This is a genomic window from Christiangramia flava JLT2011 (genome assembly GCF_001951155.1).
Classification (GTDB): Bacteria; Bacteroidota; Bacteroidia; order Flavobacteriales; family Flavobacteriaceae; genus Christiangramia; species Christiangramia flava.
Map to the genome: position 1 here is coordinate 3641264 of NZ_CP016359.1, position 16699 is coordinate 3657962.

Annotated in this window: 13 protein-coding genes; 2 read left to right on the top strand and 11 right to left on the bottom strand. The window is 43.0% G+C overall.

What is annotated here, in order from left to right:
• Positions 1–7: 7 nt before the first annotated feature.
• On the bottom strand, positions 8–1072 hold the full coding sequence (gene aroC / locus GRFL_RS16235) for a chorismate synthase (RefSeq protein ID WP_083646216.1): 1065 nt from the start codon (positions 1070–1072) through the stop codon (positions 8–10).
• 171 nt (positions 1073–1243) lie between these two features.
• Here aroC and GRFL_RS16240 point away from each other — a divergent pair, with 171 nt between their 5' ends.
• Entirely contained in the window at positions 1244–2053 is an 810-nt protein-coding gene (locus GRFL_RS16240) for a UDP-2,3-diacylglucosamine diphosphatase (RefSeq protein WP_083645599.1), read from the top strand.
• Here GRFL_RS16240 and GRFL_RS16245 read toward each other — a convergent pair.
• The 3 genes from GRFL_RS16245 to GRFL_RS16255 all read right to left on the bottom strand — a co-directional run bounded on the left by GRFL_RS16245 (position 2043) and on the right by GRFL_RS16255 (position 6972).
• Entirely contained in the window at positions 2043–2408 is a 366-nt protein-coding gene (locus GRFL_RS16245) for a response regulator (protein ID WP_083645600.1), read from the bottom strand. The two genes, GRFL_RS16240 and GRFL_RS16245, sit on opposite strands and share 11 nt — an antisense overlap.
• Before the next feature lie 3 nt (positions 2409–2411).
• Positions 2412–3974 (bottom strand): ATP-binding protein, encoded by a 1563-nt coding sequence (locus tag GRFL_RS16250; protein ID WP_083645601.1) that lies wholly within the window; start codon positions 3972–3974, stop codon positions 2412–2414.
• Between the two features lie 82 nt (positions 3975–4056).
• Entirely contained in the window at positions 4057–6972 is a 2916-nt protein-coding gene (locus GRFL_RS16255) for an FAD-binding and (Fe-S)-binding domain-containing protein (RefSeq protein WP_083645602.1), read from the bottom strand.
• A gap of 133 nt (positions 6973–7105) precedes the next feature.
• Between GRFL_RS16255 and GRFL_RS16260 the strand changes: the two genes are divergently transcribed.
• A complete protein-coding gene (locus tag GRFL_RS16260) occupies positions 7106–7606 on the top strand; it encodes a hypothetical protein (RefSeq protein WP_083645603.1) in 501 nt (166 codons plus the stop codon).
• Positions 7607–7661: 55 nt separating this feature from the next.
• Here the strand turns inward: GRFL_RS16260 and bshA are convergent, their stop codons facing one another.
• From bshA to GRFL_RS16295, 7 genes are all read right to left on the bottom strand, one after another.
• Positions 7662–8792, bottom strand: coding sequence for an N-acetyl-alpha-D-glucosaminyl L-malate synthase BshA (gene bshA / locus GRFL_RS16265; RefSeq protein WP_083645604.1), 1131 nt, complete (start codon positions 8790–8792; stop codon positions 7662–7664).
• 3 nt (positions 8793–8795) lie between these two features.
• Positions 8796–11720 (bottom strand): serine hydrolase domain-containing protein, encoded by a 2925-nt coding sequence (locus GRFL_RS16270; protein ID WP_083645605.1) that lies wholly within the window; start codon positions 11718–11720, stop codon positions 8796–8798.
• On the bottom strand, positions 11720–12205 hold the full coding sequence (locus GRFL_RS16275; RefSeq protein WP_083645606.1) for an ABC transporter ATPase: 486 nt from the start codon (positions 12203–12205) through the stop codon (positions 11720–11722). The genes GRFL_RS16270 and GRFL_RS16275 overlap by 1 nt, the downstream gene beginning before the upstream one ends.
• 82 nt (positions 12206–12287) lie before the next feature.
• A complete protein-coding gene (locus GRFL_RS16280; RefSeq protein ID WP_083645607.1) occupies positions 12288–13079 on the bottom strand; it encodes a (Fe-S)-binding protein in 792 nt (263 codons plus the stop codon).
• Between the two features lie 23 nt (positions 13080–13102).
• On the bottom strand, positions 13103–14443 hold the full coding sequence (locus GRFL_RS16285) for a 4Fe-4S dicluster domain-containing protein (protein WP_083645608.1): 1341 nt from the start codon (positions 14441–14443) through the stop codon (positions 13103–13105).
• 5 nt (positions 14444–14448) lie between these two features.
• Positions 14449–15402, bottom strand: coding sequence for an MlaD family protein (locus GRFL_RS16290; protein ID WP_169833979.1), 954 nt, complete (start codon positions 15400–15402; stop codon positions 14449–14451).
• 56 nt (positions 15403–15458) lie between these two features.
• Positions 15459–16583: an N-acetylmuramoyl-L-alanine amidase family protein gene (locus GRFL_RS16295; RefSeq protein ID WP_083645610.1), complete on the bottom strand. Its 1125-nt coding sequence runs from the start codon at positions 16581–16583 to the stop codon at positions 15459–15461.
• Positions 16584–16699 lie beyond the last annotated feature (116 nt).

Below are 16699 nucleotides of genomic sequence, written 5' to 3' on the forward strand. Positions count from 1 at the left end.
TGAATGTTTAGATTTTAGAAGTTTTGTTCTGCAAAAAATAATCGGCCAGGACCAATGCAGCCATGGCTTCCACAATAGGTACGGCGCGCGGCACCACGCAGGGATCATGTCTTCCTTTCCCCATCATCTCTACTTCTTCCCCACTGCTATTAATCGTTTGTTGTTTTTGCATCAAAGTGGCCACCGGTTTAAAAGCAACCTTGAAATATATATCCATTCCATTGGATATACCACCCTGAATTCCACCGCTAAGGTTGGTTTTGGTGGTTCCATCCGGGTTAAACTGGTCGTTATGTTCGCTGCCTCTCATGGTTGTACCTTCAAACCCACTTCCGTATTCAAAACCTTTTACAGCGTTAATCGAAAGCATCGCTTTTCCGAGCTCTGCATGAAGTTTATCAAATACCGGCTCGCCCAATCCTTTTGGAACATTACTGATCACGCATTCCACTACTCCGCCAACCGTATCTCCTTCGGAACGAATTTCTTTGATGAATTGTTCCATTTTCGCAGCCATTTCAGCATCTGGACAGCGTACCGGGTTTTTTTCAATTTCTGAAAAGTCCAGCTCAGAAATTGGTTTTTTTAGTGCCATATCTCCAACTGAAGTCACAAAAGCAGTGATCTTTACATCCTTCAGTAGCTGTTTGGCAATACTTCCGGCAACGACCCTGGATGCGGTTTCCCTCGCAGAAGATCTTCCGCCGCCGCGGTAGTCCCGTACACCATATTTTTCGTCATACGTATAATCGGCATGCGAAGGCCTGTACGTATCTTTGATATGCGAATAGTCTTTAGACTTCTGGTTGGCGTTCCTGATCTCAAAACCAATAGGCGTACCCGTAGTCTTCCCTTCAAAAATTCCTGAAAGAAACTCTACCGTATCGGGCTCTTTTCGCTGAGTCACGATAGCCGACTGCCCTGGACGGCGCCTGTCCAGTTCCTGCTGGATCATTTCTAAATCTAATGGTATACCGGCGGGACAGCCGTCAATGATTCCGCCAATCGCAACTCCGTGCGATTCGCCGAATGTCGTAAGTCTGAAAATTTTTCCGAAGGAATTTCCGGGCATCTGAAGGATTTTGAACAAATGTAATTTTTTAAGAGAATATTTAAAAATGGAATATCACTTAATCTTGTCCTTACATAGCCTGAAGAATTTAATACTCTGATAATTTTGATATAATTCTGCTTTAAGCTTGAAGAACAATTTTTTCGGGAATTTTGAAAAAACCATTCTGCATTGCCCGAAAAACGAAAACCGGAAATAGTTGTCATATCAGATGTTCACCTTGGAACATTCGGCTGCCACGCCAGGGAACTCCTGGAATATCTGAATTCCATCAAGCCCCAAAAACTTATTCTGAATGGGGATATCATCGATATCTGGCAATTTCGGAAAAGTTATTTTCCAAAGGCCCACCTGGATGTGATCCATAAGATCATCGAATTCCATACCAGCGGCACCCAGGTCATTTATATTACCGGAAACCATGATGAGATGCTCAGGAAATTCAGCGGAAGTGTGATGGGCGATTTCCAGATTGTTAACAAGCTCATTCTGGAACTCGACGGAAAAAAAGCCTGGTTTTTCCATGGAGATGTTTTTGACGTTTCGGTACACAATGCCAAATGGATCGCCAAACTCGGCGGTTGGGGCTACGATTTGCTGATTCTGATCAATCGATTTCTAAACTGGATCCTGGTACAAACCGGCCACAAAAAGTATTCTTTATCCAAACGCATCAAAAACAGCGTTAAAAAAGCGGTGAAATTTATTTCAGATTTTGAAAAAACAGCTACTGAACTAGCTGTGGAACAGGGATATAAATACGTGATTTGCGGTCACATACATCAGCCAAAAATGATCCGAAAAATCGTGAAGAATGAAACCTGTCTTTACCTGAACTCAGGCGACTGGGTGGAAAACCTAACTGCCCTGGAGTACGATAAGCGAAAATGGCGAATTTACGATCATCAGAAGGAGAAAAAACTTATCCAACCCAATACGGCTATATCTGCAATGACCATTTTCAGCAAAATTAGGCCTTAGTGCTCAAAACCCGGTCGATGAGATCGGTAAGGCTGCTCATATCAAAGGGTTTCGCCAGAAATTCGGTGGCACCGGCTTCTTTGCAAATATCGTTCACATTGTGCAGCGCAGACATCATAATAACCGGAATTTGCTCAAATCGATCATCTCTTTTGAGATCGGCACACACATCGGTACCATCCACTCCTGAAATCAGTTTATCCAGCAGGATCAGTTCCGCATCATATTCCGCAAGAATCTCCTTGGTGCGTCGAGGTTCCTGAGATACCTTCACCTCATGACCGTTGAATTCAAGAATATCTTTAAGCATTAAGCCGATAGTTTGATCATCATCTACGATCAGGATTCTTGCCATAATTTAATTTTGGTTTAAAGGTAGGGTGAAAATAAATTCAGAACCCTCTCCCACCTTACTTTTTACAAAAATTTTGCCGTTGTGACGTTCAATGATTTCATTGGAAAGATACAGGCCAATTCCAAAGCCTGAATAGGTGTCCTGGTTTTTGCCTTCTACCCGAAAAAATCGTCGGAAGATATGCTGCCGGTCTTTGCGGGAAATTCCAAGCCCATGGTCTTTAATTTTAACGCCTACCGAATTTTTATCCCGCTTGAAAATACGAATATCAATATGCTTATTTTCGGGGGAATATTTGATAGCATTGGTTAGAAAATTAAGCATCACCTGCTCGATCCTGTTGCGATCTGCCAAAACCTGGAATTCATCTTCGTGGTGAATATTGATGCGAACTTCCTGATTGGTGTAGCAGATATCCTCAACTGCTTCTTCCACAAGACGGTTCAAATCGAATTCGGTTTTATTGAGTTCCAGTTCATTTTGCTCGATCCTGGAAAGATCGAGCATCTCAGAAATAAGATGAATGAGTCTTTCCACCTGGTCTTCCACTCTTTTCAAGTAAGGTTTGAGCGTCTTATTCTGCTCGTTTTCCTTCCCGGTCATACTTTGAATAAGCTGAATATAACCCTTGATTGAAGTAACAGGTGTTTTCAGTTCATGGCTTACCAGTTTCAAAAAGGCTTCCTGCTTCTCCTCTTCTTCCTTCAGTTGCTGAATTTCGGTACTACTGCTGATCCAGGAATTCACCTGACCATGTTCATCTTTGATCGCGGTGACCTGGCAAAGATGCCACAGGTAATCCCCGGTTTTACTTTTGAGTTTCAGTTCGATCTTGAAGTCCTCACCTTTCGGAAGAAAATCTGAGAAAATATGCTCAATTTCAGCGGTATGATCAGGATGAACCACTTCCGTCCAGTTCGTATCGAGAAATTGGTTCATGGATTTGCCTACATAATCCAGCCAGGCCTGGTTATAAAAAATGGTCTCGCCCAAACTGTTTGCTACACTGATCTTATGCGGCATGAGGTTTACAAGTTCCCGAAACTCCTTTTCATTCTTTTTGATCTTCTGGTTCAGAATGGCTCTTTCTGTCACATCCTGGGCAAAAACGCCAATTCCCACGAGCTCTCCATTAAGATCATATTGTGCCTGATACGTGAAATCGAAATAGTACAACACCTTCTCGCCGTCAATGATGTGCTCGACCGGCTCTTCAAAAGCTTCAAAGGTTTCACCGGTCTGGTATACAAAATTGAGGTAATCTTCTATCTCTTTTCCCTTTAGCTCCGGCAACACTTCCAAAAGCGGCTTCCCCGTCACCTGGTCTCCTTTTCCCCAAACTTTCCGAATGGCATCGTTGGCGAAATCAATAACGAAATCTGGTCCCAGTAAAAGAGTGATCAGAGCCGTCGAAGAATGAATCAATTCCTTGTATTGATAAACTTCATGAAAAAGCCTTCTTTCATTTGATTCAGACTTTTTACACCGGTCTTTATAGAACGCCAGCTGCTTTTTGGTCTCCTGCAATTCTTTTTCCAGGTCAGAAATATGCGCGTCTTTGGTCATTCGGTAGGCTTCAGATTCTCAATTCTAAATGTATTAATTATTAGAAGCCTAGTGGGTTCAAGGCTTATTAATTAACGAATATTTATAGAATTGCTTTCCGAAGGATACTTACCGGGTGCTGCGCCTTTCTTCCCGTGCCGTCAAAGATCTGATGGCGACAACTGGTTCCGTTAGCCGAGATGATCGTGGTTTTTTCCGCTTTTCGAACAGCCGGAAATAGCGAATTTTCCCCAATACGCATGGAAATCTCGTAATGTTCCTTCTCGTAACCGAACGATCCGGCCATCCCGCAACAGCCAGAAGGAATAATTGTCACCTTATAATTCTTCGGAAGGTTCAAAATATCAAAGGTCCTGGAACTATTGGAAAGTGCTTTCTGATGACAGTGCGCATGAATCTTAATCTGGGCTTTTTTAGCCGTAAACTGGGAAGCCAAAATATTTCCTGCTGAAATCTCCATTTTCAGAAATTCCTCGATAATGAAACTGTTTTTGGCCAGCTTTTCAGCTGCAGTTCTGTCTTCAGCCAATCGAAGATATTCATCCCTGAAACTTAGTATTGCAGAGGGTTCGATCCCGATCAACGGACTTTCAGAAGTAATCAGGTCTTTAAAAATCTCGATGTTCTGGTTAGCCAGTTTTTTAGCTTCTGTCAAAAAACCTTTTGAAAGAAAACTGCGCCCGCTCTCCGGGTGATCGATCATCTCCACCTGGTAATTCAGTTTTTTAAGCAGCTGCAGCGCATCTTTTCCTACGGAAACATCGAGGTAATTCGTGAATTCATCATTAAAAAGATACACCGTTTTAATAGGGTTTCCAACCTTTAATTCCTGCTGATGTTTTTTAAAATAAGCCGCTAGCGTTTGTTTGCCCACTTTTGGTAATTCCCTTTCCGGTGCAACACCCATAACTTTTTTGGCTACTCCAGATGTGAGCTTATTGCTGAAAATAAAACGGGAAAGCTTCGGAATTTTTGCCGCTTTTGCATTATATGCCGAAATATTCGCAAAGGTCTTATCCCTGAGATTTGGCTTATGAGTCTGATGATATTGGTGCTGAAATTCAGCTTTGAGAGCGGCCATATCCACGTTAGAAGGGCACTCGCTCTTACAACCTTTACAACTAATGCACAGATCCAGTACCTCTTTGAGTTCATGGTGATCGAATTTATTCGGTTTATCGGAGTTAGTCAGGAATTCCCGTAAAGCATTGGCACGTGCCCGCGTGGTGTCTTTTTCGTCTTTGGTTGCGCGATAACTGGGGCACATAGTACCACCAGCTTCCACTGATTTCCTGCAATCTCCACTTCCGTTACATTTTTCCGCCAGCCTCAAGATCCCTTCAGAATCTGAAAAATCCATCAATGTCTGGATCTCAGGTTCTTTTCTATCCGGAGTGTACCGCAAAAAGGTATCCATCGCGTCGGCATTAACGATCTTTCCGGCGTTGAAAATATTCTTGGGGTCGAACGTGAATTTAAGATCCTTCAGAAGACTGTAATTATGCGAACCGATCATCTTTTCAATGAACTCAGCCCGCAAACGCCCATCACCATGCTCCCCGCTGAGAGAGCCGTTATATTTTTTAACCAGATGCGCTACATCTTCCGTGATCTTTCGGAAAAGCTGTACTTCCTCAGCCTTCTTGAGATTCAAAATTGGACGTAGATGCAATTCTCCCGCCCCGGCGTGTGCATAATAAACCGCCTTCTGATCATATTTTTTCATGATCTCGCTGAACTCTTCAATATAATTCGCCAGCACTGGCAGCGCGACAGCCGTATCTTCGATACAGGCCACGGCTTTCTTATCACCCACAATATTTCCTAGCAATCCAAGTCCCGCCTTCCGAAGATCCAGAGCCATTTCGATCTCCTCGGCATATAACACCGGAGCCGCATAAGATAATCCTGATTTTTTCAAGGTCTCCTGCAAGCGGCTTACCATATTCTGGAGTTCCACTTCTGAATCTGCGCGCAATTCCAGCATGAGAATCGCTTCCGGGTCTGCCTGTATAAAAAACCTGTTTTCGCGATATTTCAGGTTCTGCTTGGTGCAATCCAAGATCACCTTATCCATCATCTCACAAGTGTACAGCGGGTGCTCCATGGCAGGAACCACGTCCAGCATACAGGAATTAATGCTGGGATAGTGAGAGGCGATCATGGCTGAAAATTTTGGCGGCAGCGGGTCTAATTGCAGTTCAATTTCAGTCATAAATAGCAAAGTCCCCTCGCTTCCGGCGATAAGCCTGCACATATTGAACCTCGAATCTTCTTCCGAAAAAACTTCGTTATACAGTAACTCATCCAGCGCATATCCTGTATTGCGGCGGTGTAAACTGCGCGGAGGAAATTGTTTCTGAATCTCCTCGCGGTTCACCGGGTTGTTTAAAATCTCATAGATCTTTCGGTAAACAGACCCTTCCAGTGAAGACAGTTCCATTTTAGCTTCAAAATCTTTCCGGCTTATTTCCCCAAATTCCACCAACGATCCGTCGCTTAAAAATCCTTTGATTGAAACGACCTTATCACGGGTGGTACCATATTTAATAGAGGTCGTTCCGCTCGAATTATTCCCAACCATCCCCCCAATCATGCACCTGTTGGAAGTTGAGGTATTGGGTCCAAAAAAAAGCTCGTGCTTCAGAAGTTTTCGATTCAAATCATCCCGAATGACACCTGGTTGTACTCTAACCCGATTTTGGTTGGTGTCAATTTTGATCACATCTGTAAAATACCTGGAAACATCTACCACGATTCCATTCCCGGTACATTGCCCTGCAAGCGAGGTTCCCGCGGTTCTGGGAATAAGTGAAATTGCATTTTCCGAAGCGAACAGGATCAGAGACTGTAGGTCACTATCGTCTTTTGGGTAACAAACGGCCTCGGGGATTTCCCGATATACCGAAGCATCGGTGGCGTAAATAGATTTTCGAAGGAGATCGGTATGGAATTCTCCTTTAAATTGCTTCTTCAGGGATTGAAAATTCTGCTTCATGTACCCAAATTTAGCAGTTTTCACGGACTGCGCTTAACAGTTTTTTAAATAATATTAACAATAGATTTGCTAGGTCTTGCGTTGTGAGAACGTTAATCAGTCTAAATTTGCTTAATAAAAAATTCAATCGAATATGAAAAAACTAGCGTTAATGGCAGCATTCATTTTTGGAGCTGCGACTTTTAACAGTGTAACAGCCCAAGAAATTTCAGACAATGCTTTAGGTCTGAGAGTTGGAGGCGGAAATGGATATGGTGCTGAAGTTTCGTATCAAAGAGCTGTTGGAATGGATAACAACCGTTTGGAATTTGACCTTGGCTGGAGAAACGACAGCCATTACGATGCCATCAAACTCGTAGGTCTTTACCAGTGGATTTGGAACATTGAAGGTGGTTTTAACTGGTACCTAGGTGCCGGTGCCGGTCTTGGGAATTATGACGACAACCGTCATAACGACAATGATTACCGGGATGGTGCATTTGGTTTGATCGCCGGCGATGTGGGAATTGAATACAATTTCGACTTCCCATTGTTGTTATCACTTGACTTTAGACCGGAAATCGGGTTTTCTGATTATGTAGATCACAATGACTTCAGTCCGGATATCGCTCTGGGTATTAGATACCAGTTCTAGGAACAATAATTTATCAGAAAAATGAAAAAGGTGAAGTTTAAAACTTCACCTTTTTTTATGCTAGTATTAAAGCTTTCTGATATAATTCCTCGTACATCGGAACGACCTGGTGGATGTCAAATCTTTCCGAAGCTATCCTGGCCTGTTGCTTAAAACGGGCAAGAGTATCATTATTTTCCAAAATAGAGATGGCGCCGTTAGCCATCGACTTCACATCGCCAACCTCGTATAAGTAACCGCTTTGACCGTGTTTGTTGACTTCCGGTAAACCTCCTGAATTAGAGCTTATTACGGGAACAGAGTTGACCATTGCTTCAAGAGCAGCCAATCCAAAACTTTCTGTTTCAGATGGCAGCAGGAACAGATCTGAAAAACAAAGGATCTTATCAATTTCATTGCTTTCACCCAGAAAAATCACCTTATCCTGGATACCCAATTCCTTTACCGTCTTTTCCGCTTTCTTACGCTCTGGTCCTTCACCAACCATCATGAGCCTGGCTTTGATCTTTTTCTGAATTCGGTAAAAAATCTTAATAACATCCTTGATGCGTTTCACCTTCCGGAAGTTACTGATGTGTGTGACGATCTTTTCGTCATTATGAGCCATCAGCTCCCGTTGGCAATCTGTAAAAGCTTTAGCCTGGTATTTCGAAACATCGATAAAATTCGGAATTACTTCGATCTCTTTTTCAATATTAAAGAATCGCAGGGTGTCCTGTTTCAGGTTTTCAGAAACCGACGTTACAAAATCGCTTTTATTAATACTGAATCTCACCGCGGGCTTATAAAACGGATGATTTCCCACCAAAGTGATATCTGTACCGTGTAACGTGGTCACCATTGGCAAACTGATTCCTTCTTCTTCCAGCATCTTCTTCGCCATATAACCGGCATACGCATGCGGAATGGCATAATGCACGTGCAAAACTTCTATCCCGAAACGCTTGACCACATTTACCAGCTTACTGCTCAATGCCAGCTCATATGGCTGGTAATGAAAAAGTGGATATTCCGGAACGTTCACCTCGTGGAAATGAATATTTTCAGAAAGCTGATCCAACCTTACCGGTTGTTTATAGGTTATGAAATGGACTTCATGCCCCCTTCTCGAAAGGGCCAGGCCCAGTTCTGTGGCCACTACACCGCTACCACCAAAGGTAGGATAGCACACTATTGCGATTTTCATGCTTTAATTTTCAATTGCATCGTAGATCACCTGCTGGATATTCGATCGAATATCTTCACGAATGAGCTTACGGTTATTCGAATCGGGATACACCCGGTTCGATAAAAATACATAAACTATTTCTTCCTCAGGATCGGCCCAGGTAAAAGTACCGGTAAAACCGGAATGACCAAAACTGCTTTTTGATGCACAATTACAGGTGGGTCCAGCCTCTCCGAGTTGTGGTTTGTCGAACCCCACGCCACGCCTTACATGCTGCTCGCAATAATAACAGGTATTGTATTTTTCGATCGTTTCCGGCTTCAGCAATTTTTCGCCGCCATAAGCACCCCCATCCAGGTACATCTGCATGATCTTGGCCACATCATTGGCATTGCTGAAGAGACCGGCATGACCACCAATTCCGCCCTGCATCGCAGCGCCCTGATCGTGAACAAAACCACGCACCAACTGGTGTCTCCACAGTTTATCATCTTCTGTGGGAGCGATCTGAAGTGTATCAAATTTGGTTAAAGGTAAATACCCTGTATTGTTCGCACCGAGTTTTTGGTAGAGACGCTGTTGTGTAAGGCTTTGCAGGCTGGCCTGAAAATGACGTTCCAGGTAATATTTCAGTAAATAGTACGGGAGATCACTGTACAAATATTCCCTCTTTTTCCGAAGATCACTATCCATAATCGTCTTGACGATGGTATCACCTATATCTTTCCTGATGAACATATTAATGGCCACCTGCGTATTAAAATCGGCCGAAGCGCTTTCCTGGTAATAATCTGGCAGCAGCGTGTTTGTTTTACGGTCAATAGTCGAAATATAAAAAGGTATCCAGGGTGAAAGCCGTGCATAATGCATCAACATATCCTGCAACCTGATATTTTTCTTGTTGGAATTGGAATACTCGGGAAACATTTCACCAATAGTGGTATCAAAGCTCAAAACGCCTTCTTCATCCAGTTGCATTACGATTGGTAAAGTAGCCAGGATCTTGGTCATCGATGCCAGGTCGTAGATCGTAGTATCTGTAACGGGAATGTCTTTTTCATAGGTTTGATACCCGTAATTTTTCTGAAAGATTACTTTTCCTCGACGGGCCACAATGATCTGGGCGCCGGGGGTCATCTTTTCATCGATGGCCACTTTCATGATACTATCTATTTCCTGAAGTTTTTCTGAATTCATTCCCACATTTTCAGGAATCCCATAGGCCAGTCGATTAACAGTTTTAGTCTGAAATCCTGTCCCGACTGGAAATTCATTGCGAATACTAACAGGTAATTTTCCTTTTGCTTCCGTAGCACCAAAGATCAACTGTGCCACTTTTTGCTGGGCCATCGTGTGATTCTGGTAACCTACTATAATACTTTCGATATTGGAAAAACTCTTCACATCCAGCAACGCATAAGGTTTGGTGAAGACTGACAGGATTACGCGGTTTTCCCTGGCAATTTCATGTAACCAGACCAATTCCTGACTGCTGAATTTATACGAAGCCCACGGGCTGTTATCCGGTTTGTGAAAGCCCACCACAACTTCATCATAAGATTTCAGTTTTTCTAATAATCCAGAAAGACTGGCAGATTTCACCCAATCCACCTTGGTGTATTTCTTCAGTTCATTCAGGAAAACACTGCCGTCATCGTTCCCTAAATTGACATAGGCGATCTTTTTGTTGGTGATCTTTTTAATTGGAACTATCGCTTTATTGTTTTTCACCAGAGTGATCGCGCTTTGGAAAAGATTTTCGTTCAACGCAAAATCACGAGGCATGTTCAGGTCATGCACCAGGCTTTCGGTTTCAATAGGCTTGAAATGCTGAAGACCAACCTTGAATTTCGCCCTAAGAATCTTTTTAACGGAAAGTGCCAGCCTGTCTTCAGTAATAATTCCATTATTGTAGGCTTCCACCAGGTTTGCCGAACTTTTGGCAATATCTTCGCTCATCAGCAGCACATCATTTCCAGCCAGGAAAGCATTCAGGTCTACTTCGCCGGGTTTATTGTCGCGAGAAACACCTTTCATTCCAAGAGCATCAGTAAATATCAGCCCCTGGAAACCCATATTTTTTTTCAGAATTCCGGTAATAATATCTTTGGAAAGTGATGCTGGCAGGCCTCTCCGTTCTTCCAGGGCCGGCACATCGAGGTGAGCGACCATCACGCTGCTCAATCCCGCTGAAATCAGCTTTTTATAAGGATAAAGTTCGATCGTATCGATTCGTTCCCGGTCAAACCCAATGCTTGGCAAAGTTTTATGAGAATCTGATTCCGTATCACCATGCCCCGGAAAATGCTTGGCTGTGCTAAGCACTTTTTCCTGGTGCATTCCAACCATAAAAGCCAGGGCTTTTTTAGTTACAATTTCCCGGGTTTCCCCAAAAGACCTATTGCCAATAATTGGATTATCAGGATTGGTATTGATGTCTACCACCGGTGCAAAGTTAAAATGCACTCCAAGTCTGCGAGCATGCCGTGAAATAGCCGCTCCAGCCTGCCTGACGAGCTGGTCATCCTGCACCGCGCCTAGTGTCATATTCCACGGAATGGCAAAGGTGCTGTCCAGTCTCATAGCCAATCCCCATTCAGCATCCATGCCTACCAGTAAAGGAACTTTGCTTTTTTGCTGAAATTCGTTGGTAAGTTTTGCCTGTTTTACGGGGCCTCCTTTGGAAAAAATGAGTCCACCAATATGGTATTTATCGATCCATTTTCGAACGCTATCAGCTTCCCGATCATTTTGCGACCAGATACTGGCCATATATAGCTGCCCGATCCTTTCTTCCAGGGAAAGCGAATTGTAGACACTGTCTACCCACTTTTGCTGGGCAGTAGCATCGCTCGTCTGCAAAGGATCCATGACCTGGGCCTGAAGCGAAATACTAAAAAGAAGACCGAAAAAAAATAGAAAGTTAGGGGCTTTTCTCACCTTCATTAATTCATAAAACGTTTGTGCCAGCTTTCTGATGCCGGAACTTCCCAGTCTGAAAGATATTCGGCTTTGTTATTTACAAGATTATTAAAGACCACAGTATTGGCTGAAACGGCCTTTTGTTTGGCCATTTTTCGGAAATCGGCCAGGCTTTTATAGGCGATGAACTCTCCCTGTTTATAAGAAACGTTCATTTTATCCAATAAGTCTACTCCGTATTCTTTTTCCAATTGCTGAATGAATTGCACAGATGCATCGATCGAGCAACCAGACGCCGAATTGACCGACTGGTCCAGGCCAATTGTAATAAAACGATTGTATTTGATGTCGTAGGAAGCCTGAAGCTCAGAGCCGTGAACGGTCCATTTGGTAATAAAGGCGTCTAATTTACTTCTGATTTCCTGTAATTCCTCATCTGTAAATGAGCGATTTGCCTGATATATCCATACCCGTGAAGAATCGGGTAAACTTTTAAATGGTACTAACATGGGTAATTTAAATTGAGTTACTACAAACTTAATTGTTTTAGTAATCTACTCAAATTTAGTACCGGGTTTTAACTTAGGAAATTTAGAGTTCTTCTGCGTTGGCGATCATTTCAGCTACATCCATCACGGCTATGTCACCTTCTTTTTCCTTATTCTTGACACCATCGGTCATCATGGTATTACAGAAGGGGCATCCTGCGGCAATAATTTCAGGATTCACTTCTAGGGCCTGTTCGGTTCTTTTGATGTTCACATCCTTATTTCCAGGTTCTGGCTCTTTGAACATCTGAGCGCCTCCGGCTCCGCAACAAAGACCGTTGCGCTTGCATTTTTTCATTTCCACGAGCTCCACTTCCAGTTTCCGAAGAAGATCGCGCGGTGCCTCATATTCATTATTTGCTCTTCCCAGATAACATGGATCATGGAAAGTGATCTTTTTGCCTTTGAATTTTCCACCTTCCACTTTCAATCGGCCTTCATTCAGCAGCGATTTCAAAAACTGCGTATGGTGCATAACCTCGTAACTGCCGCCAAGACCGGGATATTCATTCTTAATGGTGTTAAAGCAATGCGGACAGGCCGTCACGATCTTTTTGATTTCGTAACCATTCAGCACTTCTATGTTCGTTGCTGCCTGCATTTGGAAAAGAAATTCATTCCCGGCACGTTTAGCAGGATCACCGGTACAGCTCTCTTCCGTGCCTAAAACGGCAAAATCTACATCGGCCTTCTGGAGCAGTTTCACAAAAGCCTTCGTGATCTTTTTCGCGCGGTCATCAAAACTTCCGGCGCATCCTACCCAGAACAAGACCTCAGGTTGTTTTCCTGCTGCCATATATTCTGCCATAGTTGGAACTTTCAATGCTTCTGCCATAATTATGTTTTTTGCTGAATAGTTTATTTATTTTCTTCTGCCCAATTCAGGCGATCCATTTGGTTATAAGGCCAGGGCGCGCCATTATTCTCGATATTGGTCATCGCGATGGCCAGTTCCTGTGGTGCTGCACTTTGTTCCATCACCAGGTAACGTCTCATATCCAGGATAATTGAAAGCGGATCTATCCCCACAGGACAGGCTTCCACACAGGCATTACAGGTCGTACAGGCCCACAATTCTTCGCGCAGAATATAATCGTCTAGCAATTGCTTGCCATCATCTTCAAATTTTCCTTTTTGATTGATGATCGCTCCTACTTCTTCTACCCTGTCACGGGTATCCATCATGATCTTACGAGGAGATAATTTTTTACCGGTTTGATTGGCAGGACATTCCGCGGTACACCTACCACACTCGGTACAGGTATAAGAATTTAATAACTGAACCTGATTGAGATCAAAGATATCTGATGCTCCGAATTTTTCCGGTTCTTCTTCGGCATCTTCCGCGGGTGCCGCAAAAGGATCGGCATCAGGATCCATCATCAAGGCCACTTCTTTTTTAACTGCTTCCAGGTTATCAAATTCCCCTTTTGGCTGCAATTTGGAATAATATACATTCGGAAAAGCCAATAGGATATGCAAATGCTTGGAGTAATACAGATAATTCAGAAAAAAGAGAATTCCTAAAATGTGAAGCCACCAGGCTGTCCTTTCTACAATAACCAAAGAGGCGTTCGTCATTCCGTCAAAAATGGGAAGAATGAAATTACTAATCGGGAAAGCGGCTTGCATGCTGTGCCCTAAAGCATAATGCTCGGCTCCATTGAGCTGCAATTGGTGATCTGCTGCATTCATGGTTAAGAACAACAACATCAGCACCATTTCGAAGTACAGGATATAATTCGCGTCATTCTTGGGCCAGCCTTTCAGTTCCCGGCTCAAAAAACGATAAATATTCATCAGGTTGCGGCGAATCCAGAAGATGATCACCCCCACCAACACTAGGAAAGCCAGGATTTCAAAAGCGGCAATCAAAACGTTATAGAACCCTCCCATAAAAGAGAAAATTCGATGTGTTCCAAAAACGCCATCTATAACAATTTCCAGGACTTCAATATTGATGATGATGAATCCCAGATACACCACCACATGTAGAAATCCGGCCACCGGCTTACGAACCATTTTACTTTGACCAAAGGCTATTCTTGCCATTTTCGCAAAGCGTTCCCCGGCGCGGTCATTTCGATCAATCTCCCTTCCGAGTTTGATATTACGAATTAGCCTTTTGATATTGCGGGCAAAGAAACCTACTCCCGCAAGCAGCGCGATAACAAATAAAATCTGAGCAATGATGTGCATGCCGGTTATTTAAGAGAATCCTGAGGTTCTTCGTAATCTCCGGTTTTTTTTCCGAATACCGAAAAGTGAACGTATCGTTTAGGATTCAGTTTAATGTCTTGTAGCAGTTGTTCGAGCTGTTTGGTCGCGCGGTACAGGTTATTATAGACTCCATCATCATTCAGCAGCTTGCCGGCAGTACCTTTTCCATTATTAAGATCGTTGGAGATCTGTTCAAAATCAGCGATCACATTTTCGAGATTGGTCGTAATTTCGCTGATGTTCATTCTCGTAAGCGTATCTGAAAACTGGTTGAACTTTGTGGACATTTCATCCAGATTGGTAAAAGTTCTGTCCAGTTTATCATGATTCCCGGAAACAATTCCTTCCAGCTCGGTAGCGGTAACCCGGAAAGAGGAAACGGTCGCGTCCAGGTTTCTGAAAGTACCACGAATATTATTTCTTGTGGAATCATCCAGTATTTCAGTGATGGCAGTCAACATCGAATCGGCGCTCGTAATGGTATTTTCCAGTTTCTTCTGAAGCGGAGTGAGTCTATCGTTCACCAGTTCCATAATTCCTTCTTCTTTTCCTCCAGGAAGCGTATCCCCAGATTCAGCCATTGCAGCCTGCTCACCATACTTTGGAATAATGGCAAGCGACTTTCCGCCGATGATATTACCACCATAAATTTCAGCGGTACTGTTTTTGGAAAATGGAAAATCGTTCTTGACAGTAAAGGTTACAACCAGTTTACCTGTTTGGTCTAAAAAGTCGATATTCGTGATCTGCCCTACTTTAAGACCATTAATGGTCACTTCCGAAGAGGGAGATAAACCTTCCACATCATCATATACGGCATAAAAAGTCCTACTGTCGTCAAGGAGGTTTTCACCTTTGAGAAAACTGTAACCGAATATGAGGATCACTATTGCTAGAATAGCTAGTACGGCCGTTTTAACCTCTCTGGAATATTTCAAAAGCAAATTTTTTAAAGGATAAGCACAAATTTAGAAATAAAAATAGAAATGCAATTCTAATTGAGCTTAGATTTTAACGCCTCATTAACTGAGATCTTTTCATTGTTTTTAAATGCCACGATGTAACTGGTGGCAAAACCTTTTTTAACTGCTTCTCGATGCAATTCCTGGATTCGAAGGTAATCTGAAGTCTTTCCGTAGTAATATTTATAAAGTTTACCTTCTTTTTCACGGCTTACCCCCTGTAATCCTTTAAAATTATAAGGCTTGGTATCCAGCTTTTTAGAACCTGCGGCCAGTTGAACCATAAAAGTGATATCCTTATAAATTTGGGAATCTGGGGCGGTATTATCAGCGGTTTGAGCTACCGGATGGCTCTGCTGAATATCGCTTAAAACATTTAAATTGATCTCATGACTGTAATCGATAATCGCTTTGGTAATGGAACCTGCCATCTTTTGTTGCCCGGAACTACTATTTAAATAAGCTCCTTCCTGGTTATTGGTAAGGAAACCGGTTTCCACCAAAACGCTTGGCATGTAAGTTTGGTGCAACACGATGAGCCCGGCCTGCTTCACACCGCGATTGACTTTATGGAGATCATTGGTAAAACGCTTCTGAATAAGGTCTGCCAGCAGGATGCTTTGATCCAGGTATTCTTCCTGCATGATCGTTAACCCTATAAAAGATTCCGGGGAATTCGGGTCAAAGCCTTCATAGGTCACTTCGTAGTTTTCCTCCAGGTAGATCACCGAGTTCTCCTTTTTGGCCACTTCAAAATTCGTGGGGTTGCGGTGCAGTCCAAGCACGAAAGTTTCGGTTCCCTGAGCCTGTGAGCTATGAGAATTACAATGTACAGACACAAAGAGGTCTGCGTGGGCATCGTTGGCAATTTTTCCGCGTTTTTCCAGGGGGATGAACACATCGCTGTCACGGGTGTACACCACTTTAATATTCTGATATTTTTCAAGTTCTTTCCCGATCTTTAAAACAATGCTCAGGGCAATGTCTTTTTCCTTATAACCGTTTCCCATATTCCCGGGGTCTTTCCCTCCATGACCGGCATCGAGCACCACTACAAAGGGATCAAGGTTTGGAGACATTTCCGAAGCATGGGAAACACCGCTGAAAAGTATTGTGATGAAAGAAAATACGAAAAGTTTAAGTAAGTTCGTTCTCATAAAAGGCTAACGCTTTAGTGGGGTAAATATTTTGCACTTATTTTTTGCTTCGCTTTAAAAGTCGGCTAAAAAAATATATGTACTTTTGGCTTTACAAAAAGCAAGCCAACCCTGAC